Raw genomic sequence first — 15,338 nt, 5'->3', positions numbered from 1 at the left:
ATGGCTCTGCTCGAGGTGGACCACCTCTCCGTCACCTACACCCCCCGCGACCAGCCGGCCAACCGCGCGGTGCACGACGTCTCCTTCCGCATCGCCGACGGCGAGTTCGTCGGCCTGCTCGGCGAGTCCGGCTGCGGCAAGTCGACGCTCGGCAACGCCGTGCTGCGCCTGCTCAGCCCGCCCGCGCACATCACCGGCGGCCGGGTCAGCTTCGACGGCGTCGACCTGACCGAGGCCGACGAGGAACGGCTGCGCGAGCTGCGCTGGGTGGACCTCTCCACCGTCTTCCAGAGCAGCATGAACTCGCTCAACCCGGTCATCCGGGTGGAGGCCCAGTTCGCCGACACCTTCGCCGCGCACAAGGTGCCCGGCGACGTCACCGCCCGCGCCACCGAGCTGCTCGAACTGGTCGCGCTCGACCGGCGGGTGCTGCGGGCGTACCCGCACGAGCTCTCCGGCGGCATGAAGCAGCGGGTCGCCCTCGCCCTCGCGCTCGCCCTCCGTCCCAAGCTGGTCCTGCTCGACGAGCCCACCACCGGTCTCGACGTGGTGGTGCAGCGCAGCATCCTCACCCGCCTCGCCGAGCTGCGGCGCGAGCTCGGCTTCGCCGTCCTCTTCGTCAGCCACGACCTGGGCACCGTCCTGGAGATGGCCGACCGGGTGATGGTGATGTACGGCGGCGAGATCGTCGAGGACCGCCCCGCGGGCGAGGTGCTCCGCGAGCCCCGCCACCCGTACACTCGCGGGCTGCTCGGCTCGTACGCCGACCCGCGGTTGCCCGAGGTGCGGGTCAGCTACATCCCGGGCCGGCCGCCGGACCTGTCCCGCACCCACACCGGCTGCCTCTTCACCGCCCGCTGCCCGCACGCCGAGGACGCCTGCCGCACCACCCACCCGGACCTGCTGCCGGACCGGGGCGGGCTGGTCCGTTGCCTGGTGGCGCAGGAGGACCGGCTGCCCGTCGTCACCCTCGGCACCGCCGAGGCCCACACCGCGCTCGGCAGTCACTTCCCGGCGACCGCCGGCCTCGACCGGCCCGCCGACCCGGCCGACGCCGCGCCGGTGCTCACCGTCGAACGGGTGACCAAGCGGTACACCAGCCGGCGTGGGCTGCGCACGAGCAGCGTCGAGGCGGTCCGGGACGCCTCCTTCACGCTGCGCCGCGGCACGGTCACCGCGCTGGTGGGGCAGAGCGGCAGCGGCAAGTCGACGCTCGCGCGGCTGATCACCGGGGTGGAACGGCCGAGCACCGGCGAGGTCCGGTTCACCGGTGGCGACGGCCCGGACCTTCGGGTCGACCGGCTGCGCGGCCGGGCCCTGCGCGACTACCGGCGGCACGTACAGATGATCTTCCAGGATCCGTTCAGCGCGCTGAACCCGACGCGCACCATCGCGTACGCCCTCTCCCGACCGCTGGCCAACTTCGCCGGCCTCGGTGGCGCGGCCGCCCGGGAGCGCGCCGCGCAGCTGCTGGAGAGCGTCGGTCTCGCGCCGGCGGGGCAGTTCCTGGACAAGTTGCCGCACCAGCTCTCCGGCGGGCAACGGCAACGCGTGGTGACCGCTCGGGCGCTCGCGCCCGAACCGCGGGTGCTGATCGCCGACGAGCCGATCTCCATGCTGGACGTCTCGATCCGCGCCGAGATCCTCGAACTGCTCGGCGACCTGGTCCGGGAACACCGGCTGGCGATGCTCTACATCACCCACGACCTGCTCAGCGCCCGGCTCCTCGCCGACGAGGTGTTGGTCCTCAACCAGGGGACAGTGGTCGAGAGCGGACCGACGCGGGAGGTGATCGGAGCGGCCCGCGACGACTACACGCGGCTGCTGCTCGACTCGATCCCCAACCCGTTCGCGAAGGCCACTGGCCGCGCGGCGTCGCCGTCGGCCTGAGTCCGGCGGCGCGCGGCCGAGGAGTCGGCGTCGGGCGGCCGGGGGCCTGACGCCGGTTCCCCGGCCCGACGTGCGCAGCGGGCCCACCCCGACCCGATCGGGGTGGGCCCGCTCGTCACGCCAGCCAGGCGGTCGACCGGGCGGGGAGCTTCTCCTCCGCCGCCGGTGCGCTGGCCAGCAGCAGCCGCCTTCCGTACGGGCGCCAGTCGACCGGCGCGTCGCCGAGGTTGACCAGGCAGGTCGGGCCGTGCTGCCCGCGCCGGAAGGCCAGGCACTCGGCCGGCGCGTCCCGCCAGGTCAGCTCGGCCGGCCGGCCCCGCCACCAGACGTCGCGCAGCGGCAGCGCCGTCCGGGTCAGCGCCAACGTCGAGCTCCGGTCGTCGCGCTGCCCGTCCACCGCGTACCTGCCCCAGTCGGCGGGCTGCGGCAGCCACGGCGTCGACCCGGCCGGCCCGAAACCGTACGGCGCGCCGCCGGCGGTCCACGGCAGCGGGATCCGGGCGCCGTCGCGGCCCCGGTCGGCGCCACCGGACCGGCGGAACACCGGATCCCGGATCGCCTCGTCGGCGAGCGTCACCTCCGGCAGGCCGAGCTCGTCCCCGGCGTACAGGTACACCGCGCCGGGCAGCGCCAGCATCAGCAGCAGCACCGCCCGGGCGCCGTGCGGCCCCCACCGTTCGGCGGCCCGCCGGACGTCGTGGCTGCCGTGCACCCAGGTCGGCAACCGGCCGTGCCGGCCGGTGGCGGCGAGCAGGGCGTCGACGCCGTCGCGCCACAGCTGCGCCCGCAGTGGCCAGTAGAGCGGGTCCATGGCGAAGGCCTGCCCCAGCTCGTCGGGGCGCAGGTACGGGGCGAGCAGCTCCGGCCCGCCCCACGTCTCCGCCACCCCGAGCCGGTCGCCCGGGTACGAGGCCAGCTCCCGCGCCCACCGGCGGTAGATCTCGTGCACCTCTTCCCGGTCGCTGAACGGGGCCGGGTCGCCCGGCCGCCAACCGTCCGGCAGGTCGGGGTACGCCGGATCCTTCGACAGCGAGCCGGCGGCGTCGAACCGCACCCCGTCCACCCCGCGGTCCAGCCAGAACCGGAGCGTGGCGAGCGTGTCGGCGGCGACGTCCGGGTGGTCGTGCCGCAGATCCGGCTGCTCGGCGTCGAACAGGTGCAGGTACCACTCGCCGTCGCCGAACGGCGTCCACGCCGGACCACCGAAGATCGAGGGCCAGTTCGTCGGCGGCTGCGCGCCCTCCGGTCCGCGCCCGGCCCGTACGTGGAACCGGGCGCGCTCCGCCGAGCCGGGCCCGGCGGCACGGGCGGCGACGAACCACGGATGCGCGCTGGAGACGTGGTTGAGCACCAGGTCGACCAGCACCCGCAGGTCGAGCCGGTGGGCGTCGGCGATCAGGCCGTCGACGTCGGCGAGGGTGCCGAGTCGCGGGTCCACGTCGCGGTGGTCGCTGACGTCGTAACCGGCGTCGGAATCGGGGCTGGGGTAGAAGGGCGTCACCCAGACCGCGTCCACGCCGAGCCCGGCCAGGTACGGCAGGCGCGAGCGTACGCCCGGCAGGTCACCGAGCCCGTCGCCGTCGGAGTCGGTGAACGAGCGTACGTACACCTCGTAGGTGACGGCCTCGCGCCACCAGGGTCCGGTCATCGGGGAGTCAACTCCAGCAGGGAGAGCGATGGCATGGGCAGGGTCGACGACAGCGTCAGCCGGCCGTCGTCCGGGGTGACGGTCACCGGCGGCGACGCGTCGGCGAGCGTGTCCGCGGCGCGCAGCGCCCGCCACTGCTCCTCGGTGGGCCAACCGTCGACGCCGAGCCGGCGCGCGGTGGCGGTCAGATTCGACGTCTCGTCGTCCACCCTGCGGTGGCGCAGCAGGTACGCTCCGCGCCCCAGCCCGCCGAGCCGGATCCGAACGGTCCGCTCCAGCCGGCGGCGCTGCTCCGGCCGGCCGAGTACGCCCTGGTCGAGGGTGCCGTTCCAGACCACGACGGCCACCCGGCCGGTCTCCGGGTCGATCGACGGCCAGGCCCGCACGAGGGTGTCGGCGCCGTCTCCGGTGATCCGTGCGGGCAGCTCCGCCGCACCGAGCTGCTCCAGCATCCACAGCGCCCAGAAGCGGGGCTTGGCGAGGTTGCCGACGGAGAGCAGCCCGAACCCGCCGTGCACCAGCGCGGGTGGTCGGCCCAGCTCCTCGAAGTGGTCGCTCGCCACCCAGCAGGCGAGCGCGTCCACCCGACCGGCCGCCGCCCGCATCCCGGTCGCCAGGAACGCGGCCGAGAGCACCGAGTCGTTGACCGGCGCGAAGTGGGTGGGGGAGGGGCCCCACTCGGTCCAGAGCAGCGGCGTGCCGTCGCGTCCGTGCCGTTCGAGTGCCGGGCGCAGGTCCAGCGGCGGGCTGCCGTAGACGTGGGTGGAGAGGAAGTCCAGCGGCGCGCCGGAGGCGTCGACGTGGTCGAGGAACGGTTCGATCCACTTCGTGGCCGCGGTCGCCGGCCCGCCGACCGGAAGGCCCGGGCAGGCTTCGCGTACCGCCCGGGCGGTCACGTCGTACATCCGCAGGTACTCCTCGCGGGTACCGGTCCAGAAGCACTCCAGGTCCGGTTCGTTCCACACCTCGACCGCCCATCGGCGCAGCTCGGCGTCGCCGACCCGGGCCCGCAGGTGCCGGACCAGGTCGCCGACGAGCCTCGCCCACCGGTCCCAGTCCCTCGGCGGGCTGGACACGCCGGCCGCGGTGACGACCCGCGACGGGTCGCGGGCCAGCGCCCGGGGCACGAACGACAGCTCCAGCACTGGCCGCAGGCCGGTCGGGGCGAGCGAGTCCAGCACCGCGTCGACGCCGCTGAAGTCGTGCACCGGGCGTCCGTCCTCCTCGCGGTAGACGCCCAGGTCGTCGCCGAGGATGCCGTGCGCGCGTACCCGCCGTACGCCCAGCTCGCGGTGCACCCGCGACAGCGCCGCCGCCAGCCCGGCACCCATCGGCTCGCCGCCCACCCGGTCGGTGCCGAGCAGCAGGCTCAGGTGCTCGGAGCCGATCATGTCCCGCCACGGCCGGTGCACCGGCCCAGCCGCTCGGGCGACGTCCACCGCGACCTCGACCACGGCGTCGCCGTCGTCACGCGCCGCGACCGGTGCCGACTCCCGCCCGAGCGGCGCCTCGTCGGGACGGTCCGGGTCGTATACCGGACGCACCGCGTACCGCACGGTCCGTCCCGGCTCGACGGTGGTGTCGGCGTACGGCGGGCCGGGAACCGCGAGCAGGTCACCGCCTCGATGGTCGACCACCCGGTACGGGCCGTCACCGTCGGCGCGGTGCACCAGGTATCCGGCGGCGCCGGGCGCGGCATCCCAGTCGACGTCGACCTGTCCGCGCCCGGCGTGCACCCGGATCCCGCCGCCCCGGCTGATCGTCCGGGCGGCCGCTCCGGCCGCGCGTGGGTCGGCCGGATCGCTCTCCGGGGCCGTGGCCGACTCCGCGCGCTCCCCGCCGGCTCCGGCGGCGGTGGCCGGCGGCCGAGCAGTGCTCGCCATCGGTCAGCCTCCGGCGACCTCGATCAGGACCGCGCCCGGCTGCGGAAGGTGCAGCTCCAGCACCGCCGCGCCGCCCTCGGTGCCGGACTCGACCTTCTCCGTCGCCAGCTCGTCGACGGCGCGCAGCGCGTCCCACTGCTCGTCGGCGGGCCAATCGGTGATGCCGAGCCGCCCGGCGAGGGTGGTGATGTCGCCGTGCTCCCGGTCGAGGCGGGTGACGGTGACCGTCCGGCCGGCCGCGCCCTCCACGACGAGGCGGAGTCGTCGGGCCAGGGCGGCGTCGCCGTCCCGCTTGGACTGGTCGAGGGTGTGCGCCCAGACGAGGATCGCGAGACCGCCGTCGGCGCGCCGGCTGGCCCAGCTCTGCACCAGCCCCTCCGCGCCGTCGCCGCCGGCCCGCACCGGCAGCTCGGTCTCGCCGAGCCGGCTCAGCATCCGCAGCGCGTGGTAGCGGGGCTTGGCGATGCCGCCGACGGTGATCAGACCGAAGCCGCCGTGCAGCAGCCGTGGCGGGCGACCCAGCTCCTCGAAGTGGTCGCTGGCCACCCAGTACGACAGGGCGTCGACCCGACCGGCGGCCGAGCGCATGCCGGAGAGCAGGAACGTCGCCGCGGAGGTGCCGTCGTTGACCGGGTGGAAGTGGGTGGGGGTGACGCCCCACTCGGTCCAGAGGATCCGGGCCTCCGGGAAGCCGAACCGCGCCAGGGTGGGGCGCAGGTCCAGCGGCGGGCTGCCGTAGGTGTGGGTGGAGACGAAGTCGACGGGCGCGCCCGAGCGGCGGGCGTGGCCGAGCAGCGCGTCCACCCATCCGGCGGCGGCCGAGGAGGGCCCGCCGACCGGGATGCGCGGGTCGACGTCCTTGACCGCCCGGGCGGTCACGTCGTACAACCGCATCCACTCGTCGCGGGTGCCCGACCAGAACACCTCGAGGTTGGCCTCGTTCCACACCTCGAAGTCCCAGCCCAGCACCTCCTCGCCGTACCGGTCGAGCAGGTGCGCGACCAGGGCGCGGACCAGCTCGGCCCAGCGGTCCCAGTCCTTCGGCGGGGAGATGACGCCGCGGTACTGGAAGACGGTCCGCTCGGGATCGCTGGCCAGGTCGCGGGGCATGAAGCCGATCTCCACCACCGGCCGCAGGCCGGTGGCGAGCAGCAGGTCGTAGACCCGGTCGACGCCGGTGAAGTCGAGCACCGGTACGCCGTCGACCTCGCGGTAGACGCCCAGATCGTCGTGGAGGATCGAGTGCGCCCGCACCGTCTCGACGCCGACCTCGTCCCGGATCCGGCGCAGCGCGGCCAGCAGCTCGGCGCCGATCTCCCGCCCGCCCGAGGTGTCGGTGCAGAGCAGTTGGGAGAGCCGCTCGCTGCCGATCATCGGCTGCCACGGGCGCGGCAGCGACGCCCCGGTCGCGGCGGCGTCGACGGCCAGCTCCACGGTCGGGGCGCTGTCGGTGAGGGGCAGCGACGCGCAGGTCACCGGCGTGCAGAGCGGGCCGGTGACGGTGACCTCGGGTACGGCGGCCACCGCGTACGCGTACGGCCGGCCCAGCTCGCCCGTGGTGTCGACGTACCAGGTGTCCGGCACGGAGAGGACGTCGCCGCCGAGGTGGTCGACCGGGGTCAGCTCGCCGGAGACGACGCCGTCGGCGACGGGTGCCCGGTGTACGAGGTATCCGACCGCGCCGGGCACCGGCGACCAGGCGAGGCGGACGTGGCCGACCCCGGCGAGGGCGGTCAGCCCCGGCGGTGGGGCGAGGACGGGTGTGCCGTCCGTGGTGCCGGTCTCGTCGCTGCGCAGGGCGATTCGCGCCTCCCAGTCGGATCGGGCATCGGCCGGTGGGTGGTCGCTGGTGCTCGTCACCGGGGCACCTCCTGGTGTGTCGGGTATTCCGGTCCGAGCACTGTAACCGGTTTCTGTGGCGGTCGCGCCCCCGCACCAGGCACTTTTTCCCGAGCGCTGATCGGGTTCGGTCGCCGCCGTGGGTCGGTCCCTCGACGGGCTGGCGCCGCATTGATCCCTTCCGGACGGCGGGCCGGGTTTCAGTCCGGCAGGCGAGGCATCTGCGGGTCGTCGTCCCGGCCGAGCAGCACCGCCCGGGTGAGCGCCGCCGCGCCGAACCGGTCCCGGACCGCGTCCACGGCCGCGTCGAGGTCCGCGCCCGGATCGCGGTCGAACGGCAGCGGCGGCTGGACCGGGGCGTCGTCCAGGTTGCCCACGGCGACGCCCACCAGCGTGACGCCACGGCGCGCGATCTCCGGCAGCGCCGCCCGCAGCAGGGCTCGAACGGCGTCGAGCACCACCCGGGTGTCGTCTGTCGCCTTCGCGAGGGTGTGCGACCGGGTCGCCCGGGTGTAGTCGCCGAAGCGCAGCCGCAGCACGACCGTCCGACCGCTGCGCCGGGCCGCGCGCATCCGCCGGGTGACCCGGTCGACCAGCCCCGCGACGATGGCCTCCAGCTCCTGCGGCGCGTGCGCTCCCCGCCCCAGCGCGTGCTGCGCACCCATCGAGCCCCGCCGACGACCCACCTGCACCGGACGCGGGTCACGGTTGTGGGCGAGCGCGTGCAGGTGCCGCCCGGCGCCGGCGCCGAGCAGGGAGACCAGCGCCGCCTCGCCGAGCCGGGCCACCTCGCCGACCGTGCGGACCCGCCGTTCGCGCAGCTTCGCCGCGGTGACCGGTCCCACCCCCCACAGCCGCTCCACCGGCAGCGGGTGCAGGAACGCCAGCTCCCCGTCCGGCGGCACGACGAGCAGGCCGTCGGGCTTGGCCACCCCGCTGGCGACCTTGGCGAGGAACTTCGTCCGCGCCACGCCCACCGTGATGGGCAGGCCGACGCCGTCGCGGACCTCCCGGCGCAGCCGCGTCGCGATCTCGGCCGGCGCTCCGACCAGCCGTCGCAGACCGCCGACGTCGAGGAACGCCTCGTCGACCGAGAGCCCCTCCACCAGCGGCGTGGTCCGCCGGAAGATCTCGAACACCGCCCGGCTGGCCGCCGTGTACGCCGCCATCCGGGGCGGCACGACGACGGCGTCCGGGCAGAGCCGGCGGGCCTGCCGCCCGGCCATGGCGCTGCGGACGCCACGCGCCTTCGCCTCGTAGCTGGCGGCGAGCACCACCCCGCCGCCGACGATCACCGGTCGACCCCGCAGCCGTGGGTCGTCCCGCTGCTCGACGGAGGCGTAGAACGCGTCCAGGTCGGCGTGCAGGATCGTGGCCCCGGATGACACGAACACATGTTCGCACGGCCGTCGCGACCCCGTCACTGACCTGCGGTTACGGCTTCCCGCCGACCCGGTGTGGCGACAGTCGTGACGGGCGATCCGGCGCCGCGACGGGGGCGTCGCGGGTCGGAGTCGGAGCCTGTTCCGGCCGGCTCGCCCGAGCGGACCGCCGCCCGGGGCCGGCGCGGCGGGGCGCGCTCGCCCGAAACCTCGGCTAACCGAGCAGGTCGTCGATCGTGATGGGCAGGGAGCGGATCCGCTTCCCGGTCGCGTGGTAGACGGCGTTCGCGACCGCCGCGGCCGTGCCCGGCAGGCCGACCTCGCCGACCCCCTTGGTGCCGAGCGGTGTCAGCTGATCCGGCTCGCCGACGAAGGTGACGTCGATCTCGCCGATGTCCGCGTTCACGGCCACCAGGTAGTCGCCGAGGTTGGCGTTCGCGATGCGGCCGGTCCGGGGGTCGGTGACGGTCTCCTCGAGGATCGCCTGGCCGACGCCGCCGACCGTGGCGCCGATGATCTGGCTGCGGGCCAGCTTCTCGTTGAGGATCCGGCCGCCGTCGACGACGGAGACGATCCGCGGCACCCGCAGCAGGCCGAGGTCCGGGTCGACGTGCACCTCGACGAACTTCGCCGCGAACGCGCCGGCCGGCGCCATGCCGACCTCCTGCGGGTCCGGTGGGTCGCTGACGCCGTCGGCGGTCAACTCGTCCAGCCCGTGCCGGGCCAGGATGGCCACGAAGCTCTCGCCCAGCTTGCCGTCGGCCCGGTGGTGGATCCGTCCGCCGCTCACGGCGACGTCGTCGATGGTGCAGCCCCGCAGCGGCGACGCCGAGTCGTTCACGACGGTCCTCAGGAACGTCCTGATGAGTTCCCGGCAGGCGGCGTGCACGGCGTTCCCCAGTGCCCCGGTCAGCCCGGACCCGCCGGCCTGCGGCGACCAGGGCAGGTTCGAGTCGCCGAGGTCGAAGCGGACCTGGTCCAGCTCGAGCCCGAGCAGCTCGGCCGAGAGCTGCCGCATCACGGTGTACGTGCCGGTGCCGATGTCCGTGGCGGCGCTGCGGACGTAGCCCGTGCCGTCGCTGCCGATCGTCGCGCGGGCCTCGCAGTGCACCTGCCACCACAGGTAGCTCACCCCGGCCATGCCGTAGCCGACGAGCCACCGACCGTCCCGCATCGCCCCGATCCGCCGGTCGCGGCGGGACCAGCCGAACCGCTCCGCGCCCACCTGGTAGCACTCCCGCAGGGCCTTGCTCGACCAGGGCAGACCGAACTGGGGCTGCACCTGCGCGTAGTTGCGCAGCCGCAGGTCGAGCGGGTCCATGTCGAGCAGGTAGGAGAGCTCGTCGATCGCCGACTCCAGCGCGAAGTTGGCCTGCGCCTCGCCGGGCGCCCGCATCGACCCGGGGCAGGGGATGTTGAGCCGCCGCTGCCGGTCGCGGGTGGCCACGTTCGGGCAGGCGTACGCGCTGGCGCTGGAGGCGGCGACCGGCTCCAGGTTCTCGTCGTCCATGGCGACGGTCTGGAGGGCCTCGTGCTCGATCGCCACGAAGCCGCCGTCGCGGGCGGCGCCGATCCGGAGCTGCTGCACCGTGTTCGGCCGGTGCCCGATGCCGGTGAACATCTCCGGGCGAGAGAGCACCAGCTTCACCGGCCGACCGACCGTGCGCGCGGCCAGCACCGCGAGGACCACGTGCGGCCACACCCGGAGTCCGGAACCGAACGCCCCGCCGACGTACTTCGCGTAGACGCGCACCGCCGACTCGGGCACCTCGAACATCTGGGCGAGGGTCTGGCAGGTGTTCGAGGTCCACTGGGTGGCGTCGTGCACGGTGAGGCGGCCACCGCTCCACTGCGCCACCGTCGCGAAGAGCCCGAGCGGATTGTTGGTGTTCTCCGCGGTGACGTACGTGGCCTCGTGCACGACCTCGGCGGCGGCCAGCGCACCGGCGGCGTCGCCCCGCGTCGCGTCCATCCCGAACGGGTCGGTCCGCAGCTCCCCGGCCGGGTCCTCGATCCTCAACACGGGCTCGGTGCGCTCGTACTCGACGGTGACGGCGCGGGCCGCCGCGGCCGCCTGGTACGGCTTCTCGGCGACCACCGCCGCCAGGTACTGGCCGTGGTGCCGGATCCGATCGTCCTGCAGCGGCGGTGGCGGCGTCGGTCCCAGGTTGTTCGTCGGCCCGGCGGCCAGCCGGGGCGCGTTGTGGTGGGAGAGGACGGCCAGCACGCCGGGCAGCTGCTCGGCCGCGCCGGTGTCGAGCCGGGTGATCCGCCCGGCGGCGATCGTGCTGCGGACCAGTGCGACGTGCACCATGCCGGGAAGGGTGATGTCCGAGGAGTACGCGGCGGCGCCCGCCACCTTGAGCGGCCCGTCGACCCGGTCCACGCCGGCGCCGACGACCACAGGACGGGTCAGGGTCACGTCCGGTCACCTCCCAGCTCCTCCAGGGCGCGCACGATCGTCCGTCGGGCCAGCTCGGGTTTGAACGCCGTCCCCGGCACCGTGAAGGGGGCGCGCAGCTCCGCCTCCGCCGCTGCCCGGTAGGTCTCGACGGTCGCCGGCGCGCCGGTGAGGACCTGCTCGGCCGCCCGGGCGCGCCAGGGGATCGTGCCGACCCCGCCGAGGCCGAGCCGCGCCTCGGTGATGGTCCCGTCCTCGACGGTCAGCGCGGCGGCGACCGAGACGAGGGCGAACTCGTAGGAGGCCCGGTCCCGCACCTTGAGGTAGCCGGAACGGATGGCCGCCGGCGGCAGCGGGATCTCGATCGCGGTGACGAGGTCACCGTGGCGCAGCACGGTCTCGAGGTCCGGACGGTCGCCGGGGAGGAGGTAGAACTCGGTCAGCGGTATCCGGCGTTCGCCGTCGGTCCCGCGTACCCGCACCACCGTGTCGAGCGCCACGAGCGGTACGCACAGGTCGGAGGCGTGCAGCGCGATGCAGGTCTCGCCGGCGCCGAGGATGGCGTGCATGCGTGCGCCCGCGCCCGTGATGGCGGCGCAGCCCGACGACGGGGTGCGCTTGTTGCAGTCCGGCACGCCCGGGTCCCGGAAGTAGCGGCAGCGGGTACGTTGCAGCAGGTTCCCGCCGATGGTGGCCATGTTGCGCAGCTGGGTCGACGCTCCCGCCAGCAGGGCGGTCCGGGCGAACGGCAGCCGTTCGGCGACGGTGGGGTCGGCGGCCAGCTCCTCCATGGTGGTCAGCGCGCCGACCCGGAGGGTCCGGTCGTCGGCGGTGATCCCGCGTAGCGGCAACCGGGTGATGTCGACGACCCGCTCGGGTTCGAGGATGCCGTCCTTGAGCATCAGGTCCACCTGCGTGGTCCCGCCGGCGAGGTACTGGGCGGCCGGGTCGCCGCTCACCAGCGCCACGGCCGCGCCGATGTCGTCCGCCCGCACGTACTCGAAGGCCCGCACGCCTACCGCGCTCCCTGCCGGGCGACCTCACGGATCGCCGCGACGATGTTCGGGTACGCCCCGCAGCGGCAGATGTTGCCGCTCATGAACTCGCGGATCTCGTCGTCGGAGCCGGTCCGTCCCTCGTGTAGCAGGGCGACGGCCGACATGATCTGCCCCGGCGTGCAGTAGCCGCACTGGAACCCGTCGTGGCGCAGGAACGCCTCCTGGAGCGGGTGGAGTCGCCCGTCCGACGAGAGTCCTTCGATGGTGGCCACCTGCCGTCGGTCGCACTGGGCGGCCAGGGTCAGGCAGGACAGCACCCGTCGTCCGTCGACGAGTACGGTGCATGCGCCGCAGGCGCCCTGGTCGCACCCCTTCTTGGTGCCGGTCAACGCGAGTTCGTCGCGCAGCGCGTCGAGCAGCGTGACGCGGCTGTCGATCAGCAGCTCGTGGTCGGCTCCGTTCACGGTCAGCGTCACCCGAACGGTGCCGGCGTCACCGGCCGCGGGCTGCGCCGCCCGCGCGTTCCGGGAGTCCTGGCTCATCAGCCCTCCGTCCCCAGCCTTCCGCCGGTCGCCCTGTTTCGGCCATCTTCTCCGGTTTGCCGGGGCGGGGAGGCAGGGATCCACCAAGTCCGTTGGGGATGAGCCGGGGTGCTCGGCGACGAGCGCCGGCACCCGCCCACCGGATCGTGGAGCGGACGGCGGGGTGCGCCGCGTCGGTCAGGCGACCCGGGGCGCCGGTGCGATCGGCAGCACGCCGCGCTGCGCCGCGCCGGTCGTTCCACGGGTCTGCTCGACGATCGCGGTGCGCTCCACCGGTGGGGTCCGGGGGTCCGTCCGGTCGGGCAGGGTTCCGGCCGGCGGTGTGCCGCCCGCGACGACCCCACCCAACAGCGCCAGCAGGCGCGGCAGGTCGCCGGCGGGCATCCGGAACGAGGCCCGGCAGACCCCGCCGCTCCACAGTGAGAGCACCACGGCCTCCCGCTCCGGGTGATAGCTGACCCGCATCGTCCGGTCCTCGCCCCGCGTGTCGGCGAACAGGTCACCGAGGCTGGGCATCGGCAATACCTCTCCCATGGCAACCAGAATGCAACACTCTCGTCACCCAGCGGTAGATCAGAGCGGGACGGAACGATTCGAGATGCCGGCAGGGCGGTCAGCTCACCGCGGTCGGCGACGGCGGGGCGCTGCCGCCCTGCGGGGCCTCGCCGGACATCAGGCGGACGAGCTCCGCCCGGTCGTCGGCAGAGGGGAGCCCCCATCCCGGCTGGTATCCGTAGACCTCGTGCAGCGGGGTGGAGCCGGTGCGGCCGTCCAGGAACTCCACCGAGTCGGTGCCGATCAGCCCGGGATGCTCCACTCCGCACGCCTCGGCCACCTTCATCAGGTCGCGGCGCAGGGTCCGGAGGTAGTTCGCGGCCCGTACCGACTTGCGTGCCGGGTCCAGGCCGCGGGCCAGCCACGCGTTCTGGGTGGCGACGCCGGTCGGGCAGGTGTCGGTGTGGCACTTCTGCGCCTGGATGCAGCCGATCGCCAGCATCGCCTCCCGGCCGACGTTCACCAGGTCGCAGCCGAGCGCGAACGCGACCACCGCGTTGTCGGGCAGGCCGAGCTTGCCCGCGCCGACGAAGACCACCTGCTCGTGCAGCCCCCGCTCGGCGAAGAGGGAGTAGACCCGGGAGAAGCCCTGCTGGAAGGGGAGCGAGACGGAGTCGGTGAAGATCAGTGGCGCGGCGCCCGTGCCGCCCTCGCCACCGTCGACGGTCACGAAGTCGACGCCCCGGCCGGTGTCCCGCATCAGGTCGGTCAGCTCGTGCCAGAAACCCAGGTCACCGACGGCGGACTTGATACCGACCGGCAGCCCGGTCTCGGCGGCGAGCAGCTCCACCCAGTCCAGCAGACTGTCGCAGTCGGAGAACTCCGCGTGCCGGGACGGGCTCACGCAGTCCCGCCCCACGGGTACTCCCCGGGTGGCGGCGATCTCCGCGGAGACCTTGGCGCCCGGCAGCAACCCGCCGAGGCTCGGCTTCGCCCCCTGGCTGAGCTTGATCTCCAGCGCCCGCACGGGCGCTGCGGCGACCAGGTCCCGCAGCCGCGCCAGGCTGAACCGCCCGCGCTCGTCCCGGCAGCCGAAGTAGGCCGTGCCGATCTGGAAAACCAGTTCACCGCCGTTGCGGTGGTACGGCGACAGACCGCCCTCGCCGGTGTTCTGCAGGCAACCGGCCAGGGCCGCACCCCGGTTCAACGCCGCGACCGCGTTGCCGGAGAGCGATCCGAAGCTCATCCCGGAGATGTTCACGACCGACCCGGGCCGGAACGCGCCGCTGCGGCCACGCGCCGCGCCGAGCACCTTGGCGCAGGGCAGCCGCACGTCGTGCCCGGCGTTCGGCGCGGACGGGGGGACCGCTCGACCGAAGGTCCGATGCTTGATGATCGGATAGCCGGGGGTGTACTCGATGTCGTTGTCCGTGCCGAAGCCGAAGTAGTTGTTCTGCTGCTTCGCCGACGCGTACACCCAGCGGCGCTGGTCGCGGGTGAAGGGCCGCTCCTCGTTGTTGCCGGCCACGATGTACTGGCGTAGCTCGGGCCCGATCGCCTCCAGCAGGTACCGGGCCCGACCCAGCACCGGGAAGTTACGCAGCAGCGCGTGATCGCGTTGGGTGAGGTCCCGGGCGGCGAGGGCCGCGATCGCGGCGGCCGCCGCCGCGGGTACGACTCGGCGTGCCCACGTCATGCCCGCACTCTTTCCGGGATCGGGCCCACGCAAACCGCCGGGCCGCCACCGTCGCCACGCGCCACCGTCGCCGGGCGACAGCCGAGGCGGGGAGTCAGCCCTGCTTCGGCATGATGTCCACCATCCACTGGATGCCGAAGCGGTCGACGCACATGCCGAACTCGTCGCCCCACATCTGCTTCTCCAGCGGCATCGCCACCACGCCGCCCTCGCTGAGCCGCTCCCAGTAGCCGCGCAGCTCGTCGGCGTCGTCGCCGCTGAGGCTCACGCTGATGTTGTTCCCCGGCTCGTGTTGCATGCCGGGTGGGAGGTCCGACACCATCAGCGTGAAGCCCCGATCGGTGTCCAACATGGCGTGCATGATCTGGTCCTCGGTGCCCGGCGCGGCGTTGCCGAACTCGCCGAACGTGCTCACGTACAGCGAGCCGCCGAAGACCTGTCGGTAGAACTCAATGGCCTCGCGGGCGTTGCCCGGGAAGTTGAGGTACGGGTTGAGTCGAGACGCCACAGCACCCTCCTTGGTCGTGACCTGCGTCATCGTCGCAGCTCACGAGGGGCGGGACA

11 protein-coding genes are annotated in these 15,338 nt (G+C 74.1%); 1 reads left to right on the top strand and 10 read right to left on the bottom strand.

What is annotated here, in order from left to right; genetic code table 11:
• The gene (locus D7044_RS01625; protein WP_120687700.1) at positions 1-1,890 is read left to right on the top strand and encodes an ABC transporter ATP-binding protein; all 1,890 of its coding nucleotides are present in this window, start codon (positions 1-3) and stop codon (positions 1,888-1,890) included.
• 115 nt (positions 1,891-2,005) lie between these two features.
• Here D7044_RS01625 and D7044_RS01620 read toward each other — a convergent pair whose 3' ends face one another.
• The 10 genes from D7044_RS01620 to D7044_RS01575 form a co-directional block, all read right to left on the bottom strand.
• Positions 2,006-3,538, bottom strand: a complete 1,533-nt coding sequence (locus D7044_RS01620; RefSeq protein WP_120687699.1) for an alpha-amylase family glycosyl hydrolase — start codon at positions 3,536-3,538, stop codon at positions 2,006-2,008.
• Positions 3,535-5,421, bottom strand: a complete 1,887-nt coding sequence (locus D7044_RS01615; RefSeq protein WP_120687698.1) for a GH39 family glycosyl hydrolase — start codon at positions 5,419-5,421, stop codon at positions 3,535-3,537. Before D7044_RS01615 ends, D7044_RS01620 begins: the two co-directional genes overlap by 4 nt.
• A gap of 3 nt (positions 5,422-5,424) precedes the next feature.
• Positions 5,425-7,281 carry a GH39 family glycosyl hydrolase gene (locus D7044_RS01610; RefSeq protein ID WP_120687697.1) on the bottom strand — a complete coding sequence of 619 codons (1,857 nt, stop codon included), beginning with the start codon at positions 7,279-7,281 and terminating at the stop codon, positions 5,425-5,427.
• A gap of 179 nt (positions 7,282-7,460) precedes the next feature.
• Positions 7,461-8,648 (bottom strand): DNA polymerase IV, encoded by a 1,188-nt coding sequence (gene dinB, locus D7044_RS01605; RefSeq protein WP_120687897.1) that lies wholly within the window; start codon positions 8,646-8,648, stop codon positions 7,461-7,463.
• 208 nt (positions 8,649-8,856) lie between these two features.
• Entirely contained in the window at positions 8,857-11,064 is a 2,208-nt protein-coding gene (locus tag D7044_RS01600) for a xanthine dehydrogenase family protein molybdopterin-binding subunit (RefSeq protein WP_120687696.1), read from the bottom strand.
• Positions 11,061-12,056, bottom strand: a complete 996-nt coding sequence (locus D7044_RS01595; RefSeq protein WP_120687695.1) for an FAD binding domain-containing protein — start codon at positions 12,054-12,056, stop codon at positions 11,061-11,063. The genes D7044_RS01600 and D7044_RS01595 overlap by 4 nt, the downstream gene beginning before the upstream one ends.
• A 2-nt stretch (positions 12,057-12,058) precedes the next feature.
• On the bottom strand, positions 12,059-12,583 hold the full coding sequence (locus tag D7044_RS01590) for a (2Fe-2S)-binding protein (protein WP_120687694.1): 525 nt from the start codon (positions 12,581-12,583) through the stop codon (positions 12,059-12,061).
• Positions 12,584-12,760: 177 nt separating this feature from the next.
• On the bottom strand, positions 12,761-13,117 hold the full coding sequence (locus D7044_RS01585) for a hypothetical protein (RefSeq protein WP_147434560.1): 357 nt from the start codon (positions 13,115-13,117) through the stop codon (positions 12,761-12,763).
• Positions 13,118-13,196: 79 nt separating this feature from the next.
• Positions 13,197-14,774 carry an FMN-binding glutamate synthase family protein gene (locus D7044_RS01580; protein ID WP_120676343.1) on the bottom strand — a complete coding sequence of 526 codons (1,578 nt, stop codon included), beginning with the start codon at positions 14,772-14,774 and terminating at the stop codon, positions 13,197-13,199.
• A 94-nt stretch (positions 14,775-14,868) separates the two neighbouring features.
• Entirely contained in the window at positions 14,869-15,282 is a 414-nt protein-coding gene (locus D7044_RS01575) for a VOC family protein (RefSeq protein WP_120676345.1), read from the bottom strand.
• Positions 15,283-15,338: the final 56 nt, after the last annotated feature.

It is taken from the genome of Micromonospora musae, from assembly GCF_003626635.1.
Lineage (GTDB): Bacteria > Actinomycetota > Actinomycetes > Mycobacteriales > Micromonosporaceae > Micromonospora > Micromonospora musae.
This window is presented reverse-complemented; position numbering and strand designations above follow the sequence as displayed.

What these genes read in the sequence shown, in the direction of transcription:
- D7044_RS01625 (WP_120687700.1), top strand. Translation starts at nt 1, where the DNA reads ATGGCTCTGCTCGAGGTGGACCACCTCTCCGTCACCTACACCCCCCGC.
- D7044_RS01620 (WP_120687699.1), bottom strand. Translation starts at nt 3,538, where the DNA reads ATGACCGGACCCTGGTGGCGCGAGGCCGTCACCTACGAGGTGTACGTA.
- D7044_RS01615 (WP_120687698.1), bottom strand. Translation starts at nt 5,421, where the DNA reads ATGGCGAGCACTGCTCGGCCGCCGGCCACCGCCGCCGGAGCCGGCGGG.
- D7044_RS01590 (WP_120687694.1), bottom strand. Translation starts at nt 12,583, where the DNA reads ATGAGCCAGGACTCCCGGAACGCGCGGGCGGCGCAGCCCGCGGCCGGT.
- D7044_RS01585 (WP_147434560.1), bottom strand. Translation starts at nt 13,117, where the DNA reads ATGGGAGAGGTATTGCCGATGCCCAGCCTCGGTGACCTGTTCGCCGAC.
- D7044_RS01580 (WP_120676343.1), bottom strand. Translation starts at nt 14,774, where the DNA reads ATGACGTGGGCACGCCGAGTCGTACCCGCGGCGGCGGCCGCCGCGATC.